At 67.5% G+C, this 15,247-nt stretch carries 17 protein-coding genes and 2 pseudogenes; 7 read left to right on the forward strand and 12 right to left on the reverse strand.

What is annotated here, in order from left to right:
• Positions 1-22 precede the first annotated feature (22 nt).
• Positions 23-466: a MarR family winged helix-turn-helix transcriptional regulator gene (locus ACIBHX_RS14160; protein ID WP_397067450.1), complete on the forward strand. Its 444-nt coding sequence runs from the start codon at positions 23-25 to the stop codon at positions 464-466.
• A 146-nt stretch (positions 467-612) separates the two neighbouring features.
• Here the strand turns inward: ACIBHX_RS14160 and ACIBHX_RS14165 are convergent, their stop codons facing one another.
• From ACIBHX_RS14165 to ACIBHX_RS14175, 3 genes are all read right to left on the reverse strand, one after another.
• Positions 613-1,011, reverse strand: coding sequence for a hypothetical protein (locus tag ACIBHX_RS14165; RefSeq protein ID WP_397067451.1), 399 nt, complete (start codon positions 1,009-1,011; stop codon positions 613-615).
• A gap of 23 nt (positions 1,012-1,034) precedes the next feature.
• Positions 1,035-1,178 (reverse strand): hypothetical protein, encoded by a 144-nt coding sequence (locus ACIBHX_RS14170; protein ID WP_397067452.1) that lies wholly within the window; start codon positions 1,176-1,178, stop codon positions 1,035-1,037.
• 112 nt (positions 1,179-1,290) lie between these two features.
• Positions 1,291-1,917: a TetR/AcrR family transcriptional regulator C-terminal domain-containing protein gene (locus ACIBHX_RS14175; RefSeq protein ID WP_397067453.1), complete on the reverse strand. Its 627-nt coding sequence runs from the start codon at positions 1,915-1,917 to the stop codon at positions 1,291-1,293.
• Positions 1,918-1,989: 72 nt separating this feature from the next.
• On the opposite strand from ACIBHX_RS14175, the gene ACIBHX_RS14180 reads away from it, so the two are divergent.
• Positions 1,990-3,240, forward strand: coding sequence for an FAD-dependent monooxygenase (locus tag ACIBHX_RS14180; protein WP_397067454.1), 1,251 nt, complete (start codon positions 1,990-1,992; stop codon positions 3,238-3,240).
• On the opposite strand, the gene ACIBHX_RS14185 is transcribed toward ACIBHX_RS14180, so the two are convergent.
• The 3 genes from ACIBHX_RS14185 to ACIBHX_RS14195 all read right to left on the reverse strand — a co-directional run bounded on the left by ACIBHX_RS14185 (position 3,227) and on the right by ACIBHX_RS14195 (position 5,452).
• Positions 3,227-3,523, reverse strand: coding sequence for a hypothetical protein (locus ACIBHX_RS14185; protein ID WP_397067456.1), 297 nt, complete (start codon positions 3,521-3,523; stop codon positions 3,227-3,229). The genes ACIBHX_RS14180 and ACIBHX_RS14185 overlap by 14 nt on opposite strands.
• 387 nt (positions 3,524-3,910) lie before the next feature.
• Positions 3,911-4,387, reverse strand: a complete 477-nt coding sequence (locus tag ACIBHX_RS14190) for a DUF6326 family protein (protein ID WP_397067458.1) — start codon at positions 4,385-4,387, stop codon at positions 3,911-3,913.
• 96 nt (positions 4,388-4,483) lie between these two features.
• Complete coding sequence (locus tag ACIBHX_RS14195; RefSeq protein WP_397067460.1) at positions 4,484-5,452, reverse strand: NAD(P)-dependent alcohol dehydrogenase; 969 nt, start codon at positions 5,450-5,452, stop codon at positions 4,484-4,486.
• A gap of 187 nt (positions 5,453-5,639) precedes the next feature.
• On the opposite strand from ACIBHX_RS14195, the gene ACIBHX_RS14200 reads away from it, so the two are divergent.
• Positions 5,640-6,314: a TetR/AcrR family transcriptional regulator C-terminal domain-containing protein gene (locus ACIBHX_RS14200; protein WP_397067462.1), complete on the forward strand. Its 675-nt coding sequence runs from the start codon at positions 5,640-5,642 to the stop codon at positions 6,312-6,314.
• Positions 6,315-6,456: 142 nt separating this feature from the next.
• Here ACIBHX_RS14200 and ACIBHX_RS14205 read toward each other — a convergent pair.
• Positions 6,457-6,546 (reverse strand): annotated as a pseudogene (locus tag ACIBHX_RS14205) (helix-turn-helix domain-containing protein); the annotation flags it as partial.
• A 461-nt stretch (positions 6,547-7,007) separates the two neighbouring features.
• Here ACIBHX_RS14205 and ACIBHX_RS14210 point away from each other — a divergent pair.
• Positions 7,008-7,286 carry a hypothetical protein gene (locus ACIBHX_RS14210; protein WP_397067463.1) on the forward strand — a complete coding sequence of 93 codons (279 nt, stop codon included), beginning with the start codon at positions 7,008-7,010 and terminating at the stop codon, positions 7,284-7,286.
• A gap of 50 nt (positions 7,287-7,336) precedes the next feature.
• The gene (locus tag ACIBHX_RS14215; RefSeq protein WP_397067465.1) at positions 7,337-8,770 is read left to right on the forward strand and encodes a DHA2 family efflux MFS transporter permease subunit; all 1,434 of its coding nucleotides are present in this window, start codon (positions 7,337-7,339) and stop codon (positions 8,768-8,770) included.
• A gap of 327 nt (positions 8,771-9,097) precedes the next feature.
• Here ACIBHX_RS14215 and ACIBHX_RS14220 read toward each other — a convergent pair whose 3' ends face one another.
• Positions 9,098-10,702, reverse strand: coding sequence for an MFS transporter (locus ACIBHX_RS14220; RefSeq protein WP_397067467.1), 1,605 nt, complete (start codon positions 10,700-10,702; stop codon positions 9,098-9,100).
• A 137-nt stretch (positions 10,703-10,839) separates the two neighbouring features.
• Positions 10,840-11,418, reverse strand: coding sequence for a hypothetical protein (locus ACIBHX_RS14225; RefSeq protein WP_397067468.1), 579 nt, complete (start codon positions 11,416-11,418; stop codon positions 10,840-10,842).
• A gap of 95 nt (positions 11,419-11,513) precedes the next feature.
• Here ACIBHX_RS14225 and ACIBHX_RS14230 point away from each other — a divergent pair, with 95 nt between their 5' ends.
• Entirely contained in the window at positions 11,514-12,092 is a 579-nt protein-coding gene (locus ACIBHX_RS14230) for a helix-turn-helix domain-containing protein (protein WP_397067470.1), read from the forward strand.
• A 148-nt stretch (positions 12,093-12,240) separates the two neighbouring features.
• Complete coding sequence (locus ACIBHX_RS14235; protein WP_397067472.1) at positions 12,241-13,086, forward strand: methyltransferase; 846 nt, start codon at positions 12,241-12,243, stop codon at positions 13,084-13,086.
• A 339-nt stretch (positions 13,087-13,425) separates the two neighbouring features.
• Here the strand turns inward: ACIBHX_RS14235 and ACIBHX_RS14240 are convergent, their stop codons facing one another.
• The 3 genes and pseudogenes from ACIBHX_RS14240 to ACIBHX_RS14250 form a co-directional block, all read right to left on the reverse strand.
• On the reverse strand, positions 13,426-14,067 hold the full coding sequence (locus ACIBHX_RS14240) for a MerR family transcriptional regulator (protein WP_397067827.1): 642 nt from the start codon (positions 14,065-14,067) through the stop codon (positions 13,426-13,428).
• 40 nt (positions 14,068-14,107) lie between these two features.
• A pseudogene (locus tag ACIBHX_RS14245) lies at positions 14,108-14,257 on the reverse strand (hypothetical protein); the annotation flags it as partial.
• A complete protein-coding gene (locus tag ACIBHX_RS14250; protein ID WP_397067474.1) occupies positions 14,205-15,128 on the reverse strand; it encodes an alpha/beta fold hydrolase in 924 nt (307 codons plus the stop codon). The pseudogene ACIBHX_RS14245 and the gene ACIBHX_RS14250, both read right to left, overlap by 53 nt.
• Positions 15,129-15,247 lie beyond the last annotated feature (119 nt).

Here is a 15,247-nt window from a genome sequence, read left to right on the forward strand (position 1 = left end):
TCTCAGGAAGCGAGAGGTGAGTGTGGACGTCGAACGTGAAGACCTGATCCAAAGGATCACCCAAACCCAGCGTGACCTCGGGCGATTCTTCGCCCAGCACCAATCCCCGCTGTTCTCCTCCAACCTCACCATGCGCCAGCTCAAGGTCGTCATGCTCCTGTCGGTCACCGGCTCCGCCTCCGGCCAGGACCTCGCTCACGGCCTCGGTGTCGGCCTGGCCACCGTCACCGGCATCGTCGACCGCCTCGTCGGCCACGGCCTGGTCACCCGCCGCGAAGACCCCCACGACCGCCGCGTCCGCCGCGTCGAACTCACCCCGGCCGGCCAGCGCCTCATGACCGACATCAGCGAAGCCGGCCTCGAGCACTACCGCCGCATCATGCAACACCTCGACACCGACACGTTGCGCGCCCTCGACCACGCCATCAAGCGAATCCATGAAGTGGCGGAAAAGCTCTTCCCATGAGCCAGTGCCTCTCTGAGCCAATGCTGGCCCTCGCGGAGTATCCGAACGGAAACTGGCGTAACCACGGACCGGATCATGGTTCGGCTGCGGCCGCAACGACGGTGACGCGTTCTCGTACTCGCGACGGGCCTTGCGCTGGGCCGGGACTACTGGGGCGCCCTGGGGCCGTCGAGGGATTGGCAGCGGGCGAGGAGTCCGCGGTGCTCGGAGGGGATGGCGCTGACGCGGAGGGTGTAGCTCTGGCCTCGCCGTACGGTCACGCCGTGGTCGAGCGCGGCCCGCTCGGCGGGCTCCAGCTCGGCGGCGCGGAGGAAGTCGGCGACCTTGCCCGGCATGACGAGGGTGACCGGTAGCTCCAGGGCCGGGACATCCTCGCGGCCGACGGCGGTGTGCTCGGGCATGAGGTCGGCCACGGTCGTGCGGATGGCGCCGCGGCTGACGCCGTGTTCGCGAGCGAGGGCGGCGATGGGCCGGCCTTCCAGGTACGCCGTGCGGACGGCGTCGGTCTTCCCAGCGGGGCGGCGGAACATCTCGGAGATGTGCACGGTGTCACCCGGCCGCGCGTACGTCAGTAGCTCGCCGAACTTCGGGCGCCGGAGCGGCTGGAGGTGCCCGGGTCCTCCTCGAAGATGACCGGGTTCTCGATCCCGGCTTCATCCAGGACGTGGTTCTGCCGGGCGGTCGACACCCGCTTGTAGACCAGGTTCGCCACCGAGGCCCCTTCCGTGTGGAGGAATGGCCCCTATCTGTCGTCAAACCCTGTCATCAATCGCCATCGGATCTGATTGGATCGGCGCCGCCCCCGCGTCCTGGAATGTCCGGGTTCATGGGATGCGCCTGGCGCCTGTCGTCAAACGTTCGTTTGCCGACGGAGAAGCGGCCCGCATTGCGGTGCGGTGCACCAGGCCGTCAAAGATGAGGGCCAGGCCGGCCTCGAATGCCGACTCGTAGTCGATCACAGGCATGTCCGCCGGTGGATCCGAGCCGTCGCCGGAGCCGGCGTCCGCCTGTTCCTCCAGGACACTGCCGACCGCGAAACGGCCGGCGGCCAGCATCGCCATCTGCGCGTCCCGCTCAGGCACTCCGGAGGTGACCAGGAAGTCCATCTTGCGGCGGATCCGGTCGAGGTCGTTGGCAGGGGTGCTACCTGCGTGGAGGCGTGCGCCGTCCCGGCGCATCAGCAGGGTGCGCCGGAAGCTTCGCGTGTTGTCCAGGAACCAGTCGCGCCAGTCGTCGTCGGGCATCGGCAGCGGGGCGGCCGCATGCGGTGCCATTGCCGCCTCCGCCATGGCGGCGAGGAGGTCCTTCTTGGTGCGGAAGTACCAGTAGAGCGAGGACTGTTCGACGCCCAGCCGCTTCGCCAGCCGCCGCGTACTGACCATGTCCAGCCCGACCTCGTCGAGGAGGTCGAGCGCTTCGGAGACGACGATCTCACGGTTCACCTTGGTCACGTTGACAAATCTATCACTGACAGGTGAATCTGGAGAAGAATCATTCACTGATAGATTTTTGGGGTGATGGGCATGGCAAACGGATCGGGGGCGCACCCCCTGCGGGTCCTTGTTGCCGGCGGCGGGATAGCAGGCCAGGCGCTGGCTTTCTGGCTCACGCGGGGCGGCCACAGGGTGACCGTCGTCGAACGCTTTCCGGCGCTGCGGGCCACCGGGGCGCAGGTCGACCTCCGGGGGCAGGGCATCGAGGCCGTCGAGCGGATGGGGCTTCTTGACGCCGTCCGCGGCAAGCTGGTGGACGAGGCGGGTGTCGCCTTCGTCGACGCGCGCGGCAGGACCAAGGCGACGATCATGGCCAACACCTCCGGCCAGGGCCGGCAGACCCTCACGTCCGAGTACGAGATCATGCGCGGCGACCTGGTACGCATCCTGCACGACGCGTCGAAGGACGACACCGAGTACGTCTTCGGCGTGAGCGTGGACGGCTTCGAGCAGGACGAACAGAAGGTCATCGCGCACTTCTCCGACGGCTCCTCCGGCGCGTTCGACCTCCTGGTCGGCGCGGACGGGCAGGGATCGCGCATCCGGCAGACGATCCTCCCGGAGGGCTTCGACCCGTACTGGCGGGTCGGCATCCACATGGCCTACTGGTTCATCCCGCGCATCGCGTCCGACAGCAACATCCGGGACACCTACATGGTCCCGGGTGGCCGTCAGATCATGCGCCGCAGCCACAACCCGACCGAGACCCAGGTGTACTTCGTGATGCGGGAGGAGTCCGAGGAGGCCTCGGCGATCCACCGGGAACCCGTCGAGCGCCAGCAGAAGTTCTGGGCGAGCAGGTTCCGCGACGCGGGCTGGCAGACCGAGCGTTTCATCGACGGCATGCAGACGAGCCCTTTCTTCTACTCCCAGGAGATCGTCCAGGTCCGCACCGACACCTGGTCCAAGGGCCGCGTGGTCCTTGCCGGCGACGCCGCCCACTGTGCCTCCCCTTACAGCGGCATGGGCATCTCCGGCGGCCTGGTGGGCGCCTACGTCCTGGCCGGCGAGATCAACCGGCACCCGGGCGACCTGCCGACCGCACTGGCGAACTACGACAGCGTGCTGCGGCCCTTCGTCGACGAGATCCAGGGCGAAGTGAATCCGCGCCTCCTGCGCCTGGGCATGCCGATGACCCAGCGTGCGATCAACGCCTTCCAGGCCGCCACCGCGCTGGCCTGCTTCCTGCACGTCCCCGATCTCGCCGCGCGCTTTTCGAAGGAGGACCGCGGCGGCAGCTGGCAGCTCCCCGAGAACCCGGCTCCGATCAGCACCGTCTGAAAGCGGCCGGACATCGGGGGCTGATGACCGTCGTGACCAAGGCTTGGCCTGTGGCGCTGCTGTGGGACAGGGTGAATCCGGCCAGGACGGCGGCGTGGTCGCGGTGGATGCCCTGGATGAAGGATTGCAGGTGCGGCACGTCGTCGTTGTCGGCGCCGGCGAGCCGGTCGCCGTAGCGGCCGGTGAGCATCTCGGCGAAGGCGGTGACGTGGGTGCTGAGCCGCTCCAGGAGCGGACTGTGCTTTTGACCTGGGTGAGGCAGTCGGGATGGCTGGTGATCCACCTGGTCACTTCGCGGACCTTGGGCGGCGGTGGTGGCAGTTGCGGCTTGATGAGGCCGGCACGCAGGCCCGTGACTAACGATCTTGCGAAAACTGGCGCTAAGGATGATCTTGGGGTTCAGGGCGGTTCGTCGTTCTCATAAACGATCCATTCTGAGAGCAAGATCAACCGATCCGCCGACGAGCCGGATCCGGGCCGAATCTGTTCTCACAACCCGTTCTCACTCACCGCCCAAGCGGTGGGCTTCTGAGCATTTCGGCATGTGCACACCGGACCGTTCGTGAGCAGGTTCTCTGCGCATACGGCGACTGAGCTGGTCACGGTCGGCGGTGTCCGCGGCGGCGGGCTTCACGCCGTAGGACTTTCCGAGGCGCGTTTACACGGATACCTACTGTCGAAGGTCGGTCGTCGCGGGAGCGGCTGGGACGGCGGGGGTTCGAGGCCATGTCCAGGCGGAGCGCAGGATGAAGGCCAGGAGCAGCACCTCGACTCCGATGGAGAGGCCGTAGAAAGAGGCCCACTCCCAGGTCCCCCCTGCCGCGTTGAACATCGAATAGGGGATGTAGAGCGATGCCACGACGAGGTTCGTGGCGCGGTTCACCCGGGCGGGCAGCGTCATGGAGAGCACCACCATAAGGGCCGGGATCGACACGGACACGAGGAAAATGGTCAACAGCGTCGAGCTGATGTCGAACTTAAAGACGACGCCAGCCAGGATGTCGTCGATGACGCCGGGCTTGAAGAAGTTGAAGATGTCGACGTAGGCGTAGAGAAACATGAAGCTGGTCCATGCGGCGGCGAGCTTGGCCTGCACGGGGATCGGCGGGTTGTCGAGCAGGTTCGGGGTGTTCGTTCGGTTGGTCATCGGTTCTTCTTTCGAGAGGAGCGGTCCGTCCGCCGGAGTGGCGGCAGGTCTGGGCGTGCATACGCACGGGTTGGGTCGTTCTCGTCGGTCCGGTCGTCAGACGGTGACGACGACCTTTCCTCGGGTGTGGCCGGCCGCGACGTAGCGGAGGGCGTCGGCTGCTTCGTCGAGGGGGTAGGTGCGGTCGATGACGGGCGTGACCTGCCCGGTCGTGAGCAGTTCGGCCAGGGTGAGCAGGTCCTGGCGCTTCCCGACCGACGTGAAGGGCCTCAGCTGCTGACGGGTGAACCCGGACAGCACGCGCGCTTTGACGATCCGGCCGAGGGGGCCGATCCAGCGGCCGCCGCGTCCGCTGTTCGGGATGAGGGTGCCGGTGGGCGTCAGCACTCGGCGGACAGCAGCCAGGGGCTGGGCTTCCACGTTGTCGAGGATGACGTCGTAGCGCTTCTCGGTGCGGGTGAAGTCGGTTCTCGTGTAGTCAACGACATGGTCGGCACCGAGCGACCGGACCAAGTCGACGTTGGGGGTGCTGCATACACCCGTCACCTCGGCGCCGAAAGCCTTGGCGATCTGCACGGCGAAGGAGCCCACGCCGCCCGACGCGCCCGTGACCAGCACCGTCTGGCCCGGTTGAACGTTCGCGATCTTGCGCAATGCCTGCAACGCCGTCATGGCCGACGTGGGCACCGCTGCCGCGTTCACGACCGACAGGTTTGCAGGCGTGGACACGAGGTTGTCCGCCGGGACGCAGGCGTACTCCGCGAGCGTTCCGGCGGTGCTCCAGCCGAACACCTCGTCGCCGGGGCGGAGAGCGGTGACATCCTTCCCGACCGCTGCCACCACGCCGGCGAGGTCCCTGCCAGGGATGCCGTGGCGCGGCCGGCGGAGCCCGAACGCCAGGCGCACCACATACGGCACACCGGTCATCACGAAGTAGTCGCCAGGGTGTACCGAGGCCGCGCCCACCTGGACGAGCACATCGCCTCGACCGGGCAGCGGTAGCCCGACGGCGGACGACTCGAGCACTGATGGCGGCCCGTAGCGGTACTGGACGGCGGCCCGCATCGTCGCCGCCCCGGCCGGACTCGCCCCCGGCACCAGGCGTGCTCCGGCATTCGATCGCTGTTCGATTCCCACCGAAGCCTCCTCACGTCCGAGCTGCGACTCTCGCAGGCTCGTACACCGTACGTCGTACGCCGTACTATGATAGTACGCTGTACGATTGTCAAGCCGTTCGAGAGCGAGGAGAACCGTGTCTGCGAGGGAACAACGCCAGGTCGCGTCAGACGCGGGGCTGAGCAAGCGGCGGGTGGTGGCCGAGGCGGTCCGGCTCGCTGACCGCGAGGGGGTCGGCGGGCTGAGCATGCGCCGGCTGGCTGGCGCGCTCGGCGCGGGCGCGATGTCGCTCTACTACTACGTGGCGAGCAAGGAGGAGTTGCTGGACGCCATGATCGACGTCGTGTTCGAGGAGATCGAGCTCCCGCCCGAAGAGGCCGACTGGCAGTCGGCGATGCGACGGCGGGCGGTATCCGCCCGACAGGTTCTCGCACGCCACCGGTGGGCGATCGGCCTGATGGAGTCGCGGACATCGCCGGGGCCCGCGAACCTCCGCCACCACGAAGCGGTCACCGCCTGCCTGCGGAGGGCTGGCTTCGGGGTCTTGATGGCGACGCACGCCAACTGGTTGCTCGACAGCTATGTCTACGGTTTCGCCCTGCAGGAAGCCAGCCTGCCGTTCGACACCGCCGATGAGCTCGCGGACATGGCCGAGGACGTCTACCTGCCCCAGCTTCCTCCCGACGAGTTCCCCTACCTCAACGAGTCCGCCGCGGCGCTCGTCGCTGCCGGCTACGACCCGGCGGAGGAGTTCATCTTCGGCCTCGACCTCGTCCTAGCCGCCCTCGAGCCCCTGAGAGCCTCCGCATAGCGACGCTCACGGACCGTCGCGCGGCCCCCTGCACCGCAGTTCCGATCCATAAGGGGGTTTCCTGACGATCTTGCGACCAGGGGCCAAAAAGTTGAACTTGGTTGAGGAGTAGACGGCGCTTGATACTGGCGCTAAGGATGATCTAGGTGCGGGCTTCGGCTGGCGTGGCGCGTAGGTAGCTGTACACGGTTTCGCGGCTGATGCCGAATTCCTTTGCCAGCGCCGATTTCTGCTGTTTTTTGCTGGTTACTACGGGGAGGCCGGCAGCCGGCCGAACACACCCCTACCGAACACCAAGATCATCCTTAGCGCCAGCTTTCGCAAGATCGTTAGTCACGGGCCACGTAGCGGCTGAAGACAGCGGCGGACCGAGCGGATGCCCCGGTGCTGGTCCCGGTGCTGGTGTGCTCCTTCCGTCGCATGTCAACGATTGTTGACCTAGCCGCGCTCGATGTCAACATCTGTTGGCCTACACCCGTTGACATGGGAAGATTTTAAAAGAGTTATTCCGCTACTGGACAAATCCCGCTCGCTATGGCCATGCATCGATGAGCATGAGACATCTATCTCATTGTGCGGAGCGCCATTTTATGGCCTCCCCATCGATAACCCCTCTGACCTGGGACGGGACATCTCGGAAGCAGTTTTTTCGGCTTTTCGAGCGCCTGTGGCAGGCCATTAGGGTGCACATTCATGGAATCGACTTTTCGATCGGCTGAAGAACTCGCGGCCGCCATGGGTGCCGGTGAAGTGACCTCGGCGGAACTGACCGACGAGGCGATCGCCCGCATCGAGCGGGACGACAAGGTGATCAACGCGATCTGTGTGCGGGTGTCCGTTGCGGGCGATCACTTCCAGCGGCCCGTAGCTGCCAGGGGTGCAGGTCGGTGCGCCAGAACCGCTGGTCGCCCAGGTCGGCGAAGCGGGCGCGAACCAGTGGCCGAGCATGGAGAAGATCCCGCACACCATTGACCGCGTTCAAAGCGTGAGACCAGTAATTAACTGCTTTAGGAGGGATTTGCGTGAGAGCGCTGCTCACCCTGACCTGCGCAGGTCAGTTCATGGTGCTGCTCGACAACACGATCGTCGGCGCCGCCCTGCCCGACATGCAGCAGCGGCTCCACACCGGGCTGACCGGCCTGCAGTGGATTGTCGACGCCTACGTGCTGCTGGTGGCCATGCTGTTGCTGTCGGGCGGCGTCTTCGCCGACCGGTTCGGCCGCAGGCGGGTGTTCCTGGCCGGGGTGGTGGTGTTCACGGCCGCGTCGGTGGTGTGTTCGCTCGCGCCTTCGATCGGCTGGCTGATCGCCGGGCGGGTGGTGCAGGGCGTTGGGGCCGCGGCGCTGAGCCCCGCCTCGCTGGCGCTGCTCGCCGCCGCGTATCCCGCCCCGAGGGAGCGCGTCAGAGCGATCGGGTTGTGGGCCGGGTTCAGCGGCATCGGCCTGGCCGCCGGACCGTTGGCGGGCGGGATTCTGGTGGAGGCCTTCGGCTGGCCCGCCATCTTCCTGGTCAATGTGCCCATCGGGGTGGTCCTGCTGCTGGCCGGTCTGCGCGTGCTGGGGGAATCCCGCAACCCTGGCGCGCCGGCGATCGACGTCCCCGGCACGGTCCTGTCCGTCGCGGGCGTGGGCGCTGTGACCTACGGCCTGATCGAGGGCGGTTCCCGTGGCTGGACCTCGCCGGTGATCCTGGGCGGATTCGCCGCCGGGCTGGTACTCCTGGCCGCGTTCGTCGTGGTCGAGGGTCGTGGTTCGACGCCGATGCTGCCGCTGCGGCTGTTCCGTCAGCGGCTGTTCACGGTGTGCAACACGGCGATGGTCGTGGTGGGTTTCGCGCTGATGGGTTCGTCGTTCTTCTTCTCTCAGTTCTTCGTCTACGTCCAGGGCACTTCGATCCTGGTCGCCGGGCTGCGGACCCTGCCCGTCTCGCTGGCCATGGTGGTCGTCAGCCCGTACGCGGGCCGGTTGGCCGCCAGGTACGGCTTCCGGATCGTGGTCGGCATCGGCTTGGCGCTGGCCGGGCTGGGGCTGCTGGCGCTGGGCTTCGTGCACGCCGATACCGGTTACGGAAATGTGTGGTGGAGGCTGGCCATCGTCGGCATCGGTTTCGCTGTGACCATGTCCCCGCTGACCGGGGCCGCCATCCAGGCGGTCAGCCCGCAGGAGGGCGGCCTCGCCTCGGGTGTCAGCAGCACCACCCGGCAGATCGGCGCGGTGCTCGGCGTGGCGGTGCTCGGAGCCATCGTCCACACGCGGGAATCCGGCGGCGCCTCCTTCGAATCCGGCCTCAACAGCGCCTTCCTCGCGGCCGGCGCCGTCACCCTGGCCGGCGCCGTATTCACCAGCCTGTGGCTGACCGCGGCCCGGACGCCGAGGGGCCTCCGGGCCGAACAGTCAGGAGGCCGAGCAGCCAGTGAGCCGGCGCTGACAGTTCCTCCCGGTCGGCCCGCGTCTTGAGCCGCTCGGCGTAGGCCTGCTGGGTCATCCGCGGCCCGGCGGCACCGAAGAACACCCGCAGGAGTCTGCCACCTCGGAGCAGCGCCCCGGCCCGCCGCGGCCGGGTCCCCGACGTCGAGCCCCTGCCTGCACTTCCGGCGATGATCATCGCTGTCACGGAATGGACGATGCGAGCAACGGCCGTTCCTGGCCGGCGCCGAGCCGCGAACTGTCCTTAGTCATGATCCAACACCGTGATCAAGCCGAGACCTCAGGCGAGGGCTCCGGCGTTATCGCAGGTCAGCGGCATATCCGGTGAAAGTTTCTGCATTGCTACTGGGACCCCTCTTACGCGGTCACCTGGGGGTGTCGGTCTTCGGGAGTTTTCTCCTCGTCCGCCGACGCGGAGAGCTTGTTTTGCGGGCCGCGGACGACGGTGTAGACGAACAAGACGCCCATGACGACGACACCTGCCCACATGGCCTGCTGCCAGCCGTCGACGAAGGACTGACGGGCGGCATCAACTAGCGTCTGCGCGTGGGAGCCGGCAGTGCCCGCGGCCTCGATGGCGTTGGCGACGCCCTGGCGCGCAGCGTCCGCCGCGCCTTGAGGGATGCCGCCGAGCCTGTCATCGATGGCACTGCGGTAGCCACTCGCCAGGAGGGCGCCGAGCAGGGCGACGCCGAGTGCGGTGCCGAACTCGCGCGTGATGTCGTTGAGCGCGGAGGCGACACCCTGCTTCTCCCGCGGCAGGGAACTGGTGATGGCCTCGGTGGAGGGGGTCATCGCCAGGCCCATGCCGATGCCCATGGCGAGCATGCCGGGCAGGATGGACAGGTAGCCGCCGTCGACGGAGACGATGCTGGCTATGAGGGCCAGACCGGCGCCGAACAACGCGATTCCCGCTGCCATGGTCGAGCGTGCGCCGATACGCGCGGCCAGCTTGGGCGCCAGGCCGGAGGTCATCATCATCAGCAGGGCCATGGGCATCATCGCCAGGGTGGACAGCAGTCCCGACCAGCCGAGGACGGCTTGCAGGAATGGGAAGAGGACCACGAAGACACCCGCCTGGACACCGAAGACCACCAGCAGTGTGATGGAGCCGCCGGCCAGGCCGCGCTCGTGGAAGAGGCGCACATCCAGCAAGGATGCGTCCCTGCGGCGCAGCTCCCAGGCCACGAAGAAGATCAGGGCCACCAGACCGACGACGAGACTGGTCAGCGTGACAGGGTCGCTCCAGCCGCGCTCCGGGCCTTCCTGCAGGACGAAGATGAGGCCTACCACGGCGACGACGGAGGCCAGCGCGCCCATGGTGTCGAAGGAGTGCCCGGAGTGCTCGCGAGAGTTGGGTACGGACCGCATCATGCCGAGTGAGACGACGACCAGGACGACGGGCAGCAGGAACAGCCACCGCCAGTCCGCCACGTCCACAAGCAAGGCGGAGAGGAACATGCCGATGATGCCGCCGCCTCCGGCGACGCCGGTCCACACGCCGATCGCCTTTCCACGCTGCTCGTCGGGGAAGGTCGAGGTGATCACAGCGAGGGTGATCGGCATGATCATCGCTGCGCCCACACCGCTGAGCACACGGGCGGCGATCATGACTTCGGATGACGGGGCCAGGCCCCCCAACGCGCTGGCGGCTCCGAAGATGATCAGGCCGGTGATCAGCATGGACTTGCGGCCCAGCCGGTCACCGATCGCGCCGAGCGGAAGCAGCAGCGCGGCCAGAGTGAGGGTGTAGATGTTGATGATCCACAGGATGGTGGTCTGTGAGGCGCCGAATTCGACGGCCATGTCGGGCTGGGCGACGTTCAACCCGGTCACCGAGGCGATGACCGCCATCAACGCGACACAGACGGCGATCAGGATGGTGCGCAGTTGGCGCGCGTCCGGCGCGCCCCTGCCACTTGCTTCGGCGGTTGCCCCTTGGGCGGGCTGGTTCGTGCTCATGAATTCCTCTCGAAAAGGCAGGCCAAACAGGCTGGTGAGGTCCGCGCCACGATGATGAGCCGGGGAAGGTGCCTGCGTCGCCGGATGCGCCAGGAGGATGGCGCCTCTGGCGCCGCAGGCCGATCGAGGTGCGGACGTCAGCTGGTGGCGGGAACGCCCTCGGCCACGTCGGTGTCCGCGGTGGCCAGCAGGGCGTTGATGTAGGAGCCGGCCAGAGCGCCGGCCGCGGTGGAGGCGCCCACCTGGGCGGTCAGGTCGGTGGCGTTGCCGGCCACCCACACCCCCGGCACGTCGGTGGTGCCGGCCATACCGGAAGCGAAGCGGCGGCCCATGTTGCCGGGCAGCTCCTCCGTCGGCAGTTTCAGACCGTCCATGCCCTCGGTGCGGGCCTGCATCCCGGCGACGACGGCGAGGACGCGACGGGGCACGAGGGTGCCGTCGGCCAGGCGTACCCCCGCGCTGGCGCCGTCCTGGCTGTCCACGACTTCCTGCGCCGGGGTGTCGATGATGCCGATGTCGCGGGCGGCGAAGCGCGCGCGGGCACGATGAAGCCGTGCATGGCCTCGGCAGGCGCGTTCCGGGTGGTGCCACTGTCGATCACGACGACCGAGCATCAACGCACCGTTCAGGCCTGCTGCGCCGCCGCCGATGACCACCACGTCGACGGTGTCAGCCGGCAGCGTGTCGGTCGCATATGCGGAAGTCTGCACAGACATGTCCTCACCTCTCCTCGGTGCATTGCCCCAGCGAATCAGGGCCCTCTACGTGCGACGATATCCCCGGCTTGCATCAAGGGCATAGGATGTTGCCTATGAAGCAAGATGATGAGGGTCTGGACGGCCTCGTGCGCAAGCGCATCCGCGCCCTGCGGGTCGCGCAGGGTTGGTCCCTGGAAGAGCTGGCCACCCGTGCCCGGCTCAGCCAGTCCTCGCTGAGCCGCATCGAGAACGGCCAGCGCCGCCTCGCGCTGGATCAGCTCGTCACCCTCGCCCGCGCTCTGGACACAACCCTCGACCAACTGGTCGAGACCGCCACCGACGACGTCGTCACCAGCCCGATGATCGATGGCGCCCACGGCGTGATGCGCTGGCCCATCAAGGGCGACCCCGGCATGACCGTGATGCGTCAGCGCATGACCGAGCCGCCGCCTGACAATCCCGCCCGTATGCGCGCCCACCCAGGACGGGAATGGCTTGTCGTCCTGTCGGGCACGGCGATCCTCATGCTGGGCACCCGCCGCTTCCGCCTTGAGGCCAACCAGGCCGCCGAATTCCCCACGATGATGCCGCACGCCATCGGCGCCGAAGGCGGGCCGTGCGAGATTCTGGGCATCTTCGACCGCGACGCCCGACGCGGACACCAGCGTGAGGACGGCGACCGCGATGCCTAAGAGGGCTGTGACTGATGGCGCGAAAAGTGCCTGGCGCTGCTGGACGTGCGAGGGTGCGTCTTGCGCGTCCGGCAGTACCGGCGGCCATTGTCTTGCGCGACACGAAAGGAGCTATGCCGAGCGCGCATGGCCTCCGTAATGTGACGTCATGACCCGAACGCACCTGCACACCGGCCACGACCACGGCGCCGGCAGCCAAGAGGAGATCCTCGACCTGGACGCGGAAGTCCTCGCCGAGCACCTCACCGCCATCACCGAGTGGCTGCCCCTGACCACCAGCCCGCGTCATATCGTGGATGTGGGCTGCGGCACCGGAGCGGGCACCTTTGCCCTCCTCGACCGCTTCCCCAAGGCACACGTCACAGCCGTCGACACCTCACCCGGGCACCTGCAGCGCCTGCACGAGAAGGCATGCGCCCGTGACATGGATGACCGCGTGCACATCGTGCAGGCCGACCTCGACGACGCCGACTGGCCCGACCTCGGCACGCCCGACCTCGTATGGGCGTCGGCCTCGATGCACCACATGGCCGACCCCGACCGCGTCATACGCAACGTCCACGACATGCTCGCGCCCGGCGGCCTGTTCGCCGTCGTCGAGCTGGCCGGCTTCCCTCGCTTCCTGCCCGACAGCGCACCCGAAGACCGGCCCGGCCTGGAAGACCGCTGCCACGCCGCGACCGGCCACCTCCACGCCGACCACGTGCCCCACCGCGGCGCCGACTGGGGACCGATGCTGACCGGCGCTGGATTCGCTCTCGACGGCGAACGCACCATCACCGTGCACATCGAGGGCTCCCGCAGCGAGGCGATCGCCCGCTACGCCCTCAGTGCCCTGCAGCGCATCCGTGGCACCGCCGTCCAGGCGCTCTCGCCCGAAGACCTCGCCGCGCTCGACCAGCTGCTCGACACTGGCAGCCCGCACAGCATCCTGCGCCGCCGCGACCTCGCAGTACGCACCGAACGCACTGTCTGGGCCGCCCGCCGCAACTGATCTCACCAACTGCGCAGACTTGCTCGCCCGGCAGCCCCAGCACCTACACCTTGCCTTATACGCAACACCGGCTGCACCGCACAGCGCCTCGGCACGAATGCGGCAGGCAACAGCGCCGCAAGCGTCATGCCCGCCGCATACCAAGCGTGGCGCAAGGGCCGCTGTGAAAAGATCGCCGGAGCGAACGGAAAGGCCAAGGTCGTCGCCAACGGGAAGATCATCGGCCGTGACACCCACACCCTTTCCGGTGTCCCGGGAGCGTGGAGCACCAACGAAGCCGGCGCCCTGACCGTGACGGCCGCGGCCGCTGACGGCGTGCACATCGACGGCAGCACACGGTTAGCTGTCGGGCATGGCGGCTCGGCGCCGCTCGGCGCGGCGGACGAGCGTATCGAGGATTCGACGCCATGCCGGTGATTCCCTGAGGATCAGGGAAAAGACCGGCGTCGGGTTCTCGGGCCGGCTGCTGTTACCTTCGTGTTTGATCTCCCATGTTTCCAGGTCGTTGATGAGCCGATCCACGCGTGGATCGTGCGGATCCCAGTCGACTGATTGATCACATGCGAGATACAGGCGCATCTTCTCGGGGTCGTCGAAGCCGGCGTTCTTGTCCCGTATCCACTGCGGCACCGCGTGCGGGTCCGATGCCTGCATCAGGATCGACCAGTCGCGCTCGAGTTGGACCGTCCGTTCGCTGACTCCGAGGCTGCGCAGCCGGTTCAGTATGGCGACCATCTCGGGGGGCAGGACAAGCTCTTCGCCGCTTGCCAATCCGGCGATGCGGCGGCGATGCTCGGTAAGCTGGTCGATCTTGGCCTGCAATGCGGTGTCGATGTCGGTGATGGCAGCTGCGAATTCAGTTGGTTGTGCGTGCAGCAGCGCGTCGATGCGGGCCAGTGGCACTCCGGCATCGGCAAGAGTCCTGATCCGGACGAGATCTACCGCCGCCTGCGCGTTGTAACGGCGGTAGCCGGAGGCCATCACGCTCAGGCTCGGGCAACAGGCCGACCTGGTGGTAATGGCGGACGGTGCGCACGGTCACGCGGGCGGTCGCCGCGAGCTGGCCGATCGTGAGCACTGTCTGCCTCCGCTCTTCGGTAAACGTGGCCAAGCCGAGTTTAGGTGCGAGCCACCCGGTCGACGACGTCGCGGATCGCCTGGACCACGACATCGGGGCGCGTGAAGCACAGCTGGTGGTGGCCGACGTCGGAGACGATGCGATGTTCCCCGAACGACACCGTGCTCACCACGGCCGCGGCCATCCTCCTCATGCCCTCGTGTATCGCACGTATCGTCTGCTCCGGCATCAGCGCCTGCGGGCCGGGGTCGGTGCCCTCGGCGGTGAGCGCGACCACCGGTACGTCGGGAATGTCCGGACCGGCACGCAGTTCGTCGGCGAGTGCAACCACATTGCCCCGCTCGGCGATGCCAACCCGGAGCCATTCGTCGCTGACATGGGCTTCGATCAGCGGCTGCCGCATGTGTTGCGGGTAGTCCGCCACCAGTTCGGCGAACATCTCGTGTAGGGCTGGGCGCATCTGCCGGATCTGCTCGGGACCGGGTGCCGTCTGCTGGTCGGCAGCGGGGCTCGCCGCAGCGGGCATGAAGTCCTCCCAGTCGCGGTGGAAGCCATCCAACCAGACCAGCCCGGCCACCTCCTGCGGGTACAACTGGGTGAACCGATGCGCGTAGGCGCCGCCGAGGGAGTGCGCGACCAGGACGTACGGGGCGGCGAGGTCCTGGGCGTGCAGCAACTCGTGCAGTTCCGTCGCGACCGCGGCGGCGGTGCGCGGCAGCGGTACCGGATCGCTGTACCCGGTGCCGCGACGGTCGTAGACCACCGCGGTGCGGAACTGCGAAACCCCTTGCTGAACAGCGAAATAGTCCAGACCGACCGCGCCCGCGCCCGGCAGGAACACGACGGCCGGTCCGCCACTGCCCAACCGATGCACGAAAACCCGGCGGCCGTCGACCTCCTGGAACCCTCCGATCGGCGGAGCAGGCGGAGCAGGCGGAGCTGCGGAAGCGATGTTCTTCGTCATAAAGCAAGGTTGCAACCCCGACGCAGCGTCAGGGTCAAGCCTTCCCCGTCACCCTCAGACACACACGGCCGTTCGATGGCTGTCATGGCTTCTTGACATTGAGTCTGAGCAGGTGGCCC

Source organism: Nonomuraea sp. NPDC050536 (genome assembly GCF_044457685.1).
Classification (GTDB): Bacteria; Actinomycetota; Actinomycetes; order Streptosporangiales; family Streptosporangiaceae; genus Nonomuraea.

Excerpts from the sequence above, each read along its gene's own strand:
- ACIBHX_RS14210 (WP_397067463.1), top strand. The coding sequence starts at position 7,008 with ATGGAATCGACTTTTCGATCGGCTGAAGAACTCGCGGCCGCCATGGGT.
- ACIBHX_RS14220 (WP_397067467.1), bottom strand. The coding sequence starts at position 10,702 with ATGAGCACGAACCAGCCCGCCCAAGGGGCAACCGCCGAAGCAAGTGGC.
- ACIBHX_RS14195 (WP_397067460.1), bottom strand. The coding sequence starts at position 5,452 with ATGCGGGCCGCCGTCCAGTACCGCTACGGGCCGCCATCAGTGCTCGAG.
- ACIBHX_RS14230 (WP_397067470.1), top strand. The coding sequence starts at position 11,514 with ATGAAGCAAGATGATGAGGGTCTGGACGGCCTCGTGCGCAAGCGCATC.
- ACIBHX_RS14240 (WP_397067827.1), bottom strand. The coding sequence starts at position 14,067 with ATGGCCTCCGGCTACCGCCGTTACAACGCGCAGGCGGCGGTAGATCTC.
- ACIBHX_RS14190 (WP_397067458.1), bottom strand. The coding sequence starts at position 4,387 with ATGACCAACCGAACGAACACCCCGAACCTGCTCGACAACCCGCCGATC.
- ACIBHX_RS14225 (WP_397067468.1), bottom strand. The coding sequence starts at position 11,418 with ATGTCTGTGCAGACTTCCGCATATGCGACCGACACGCTGCCGGCTGAC.
- ACIBHX_RS14235 (WP_397067472.1), top strand. The coding sequence starts at position 12,241 with ATGACCCGAACGCACCTGCACACCGGCCACGACCACGGCGCCGGCAGC.
- ACIBHX_RS14250 (WP_397067474.1), bottom strand. The coding sequence starts at position 15,128 with ATGACGAAGAACATCGCTTCCGCAGCTCCGCCTGCTCCGCCTGCTCCG.
- ACIBHX_RS14180 (WP_397067454.1), top strand. The coding sequence starts at position 1,990 with ATGGCAAACGGATCGGGGGCGCACCCCCTGCGGGTCCTTGTTGCCGGC.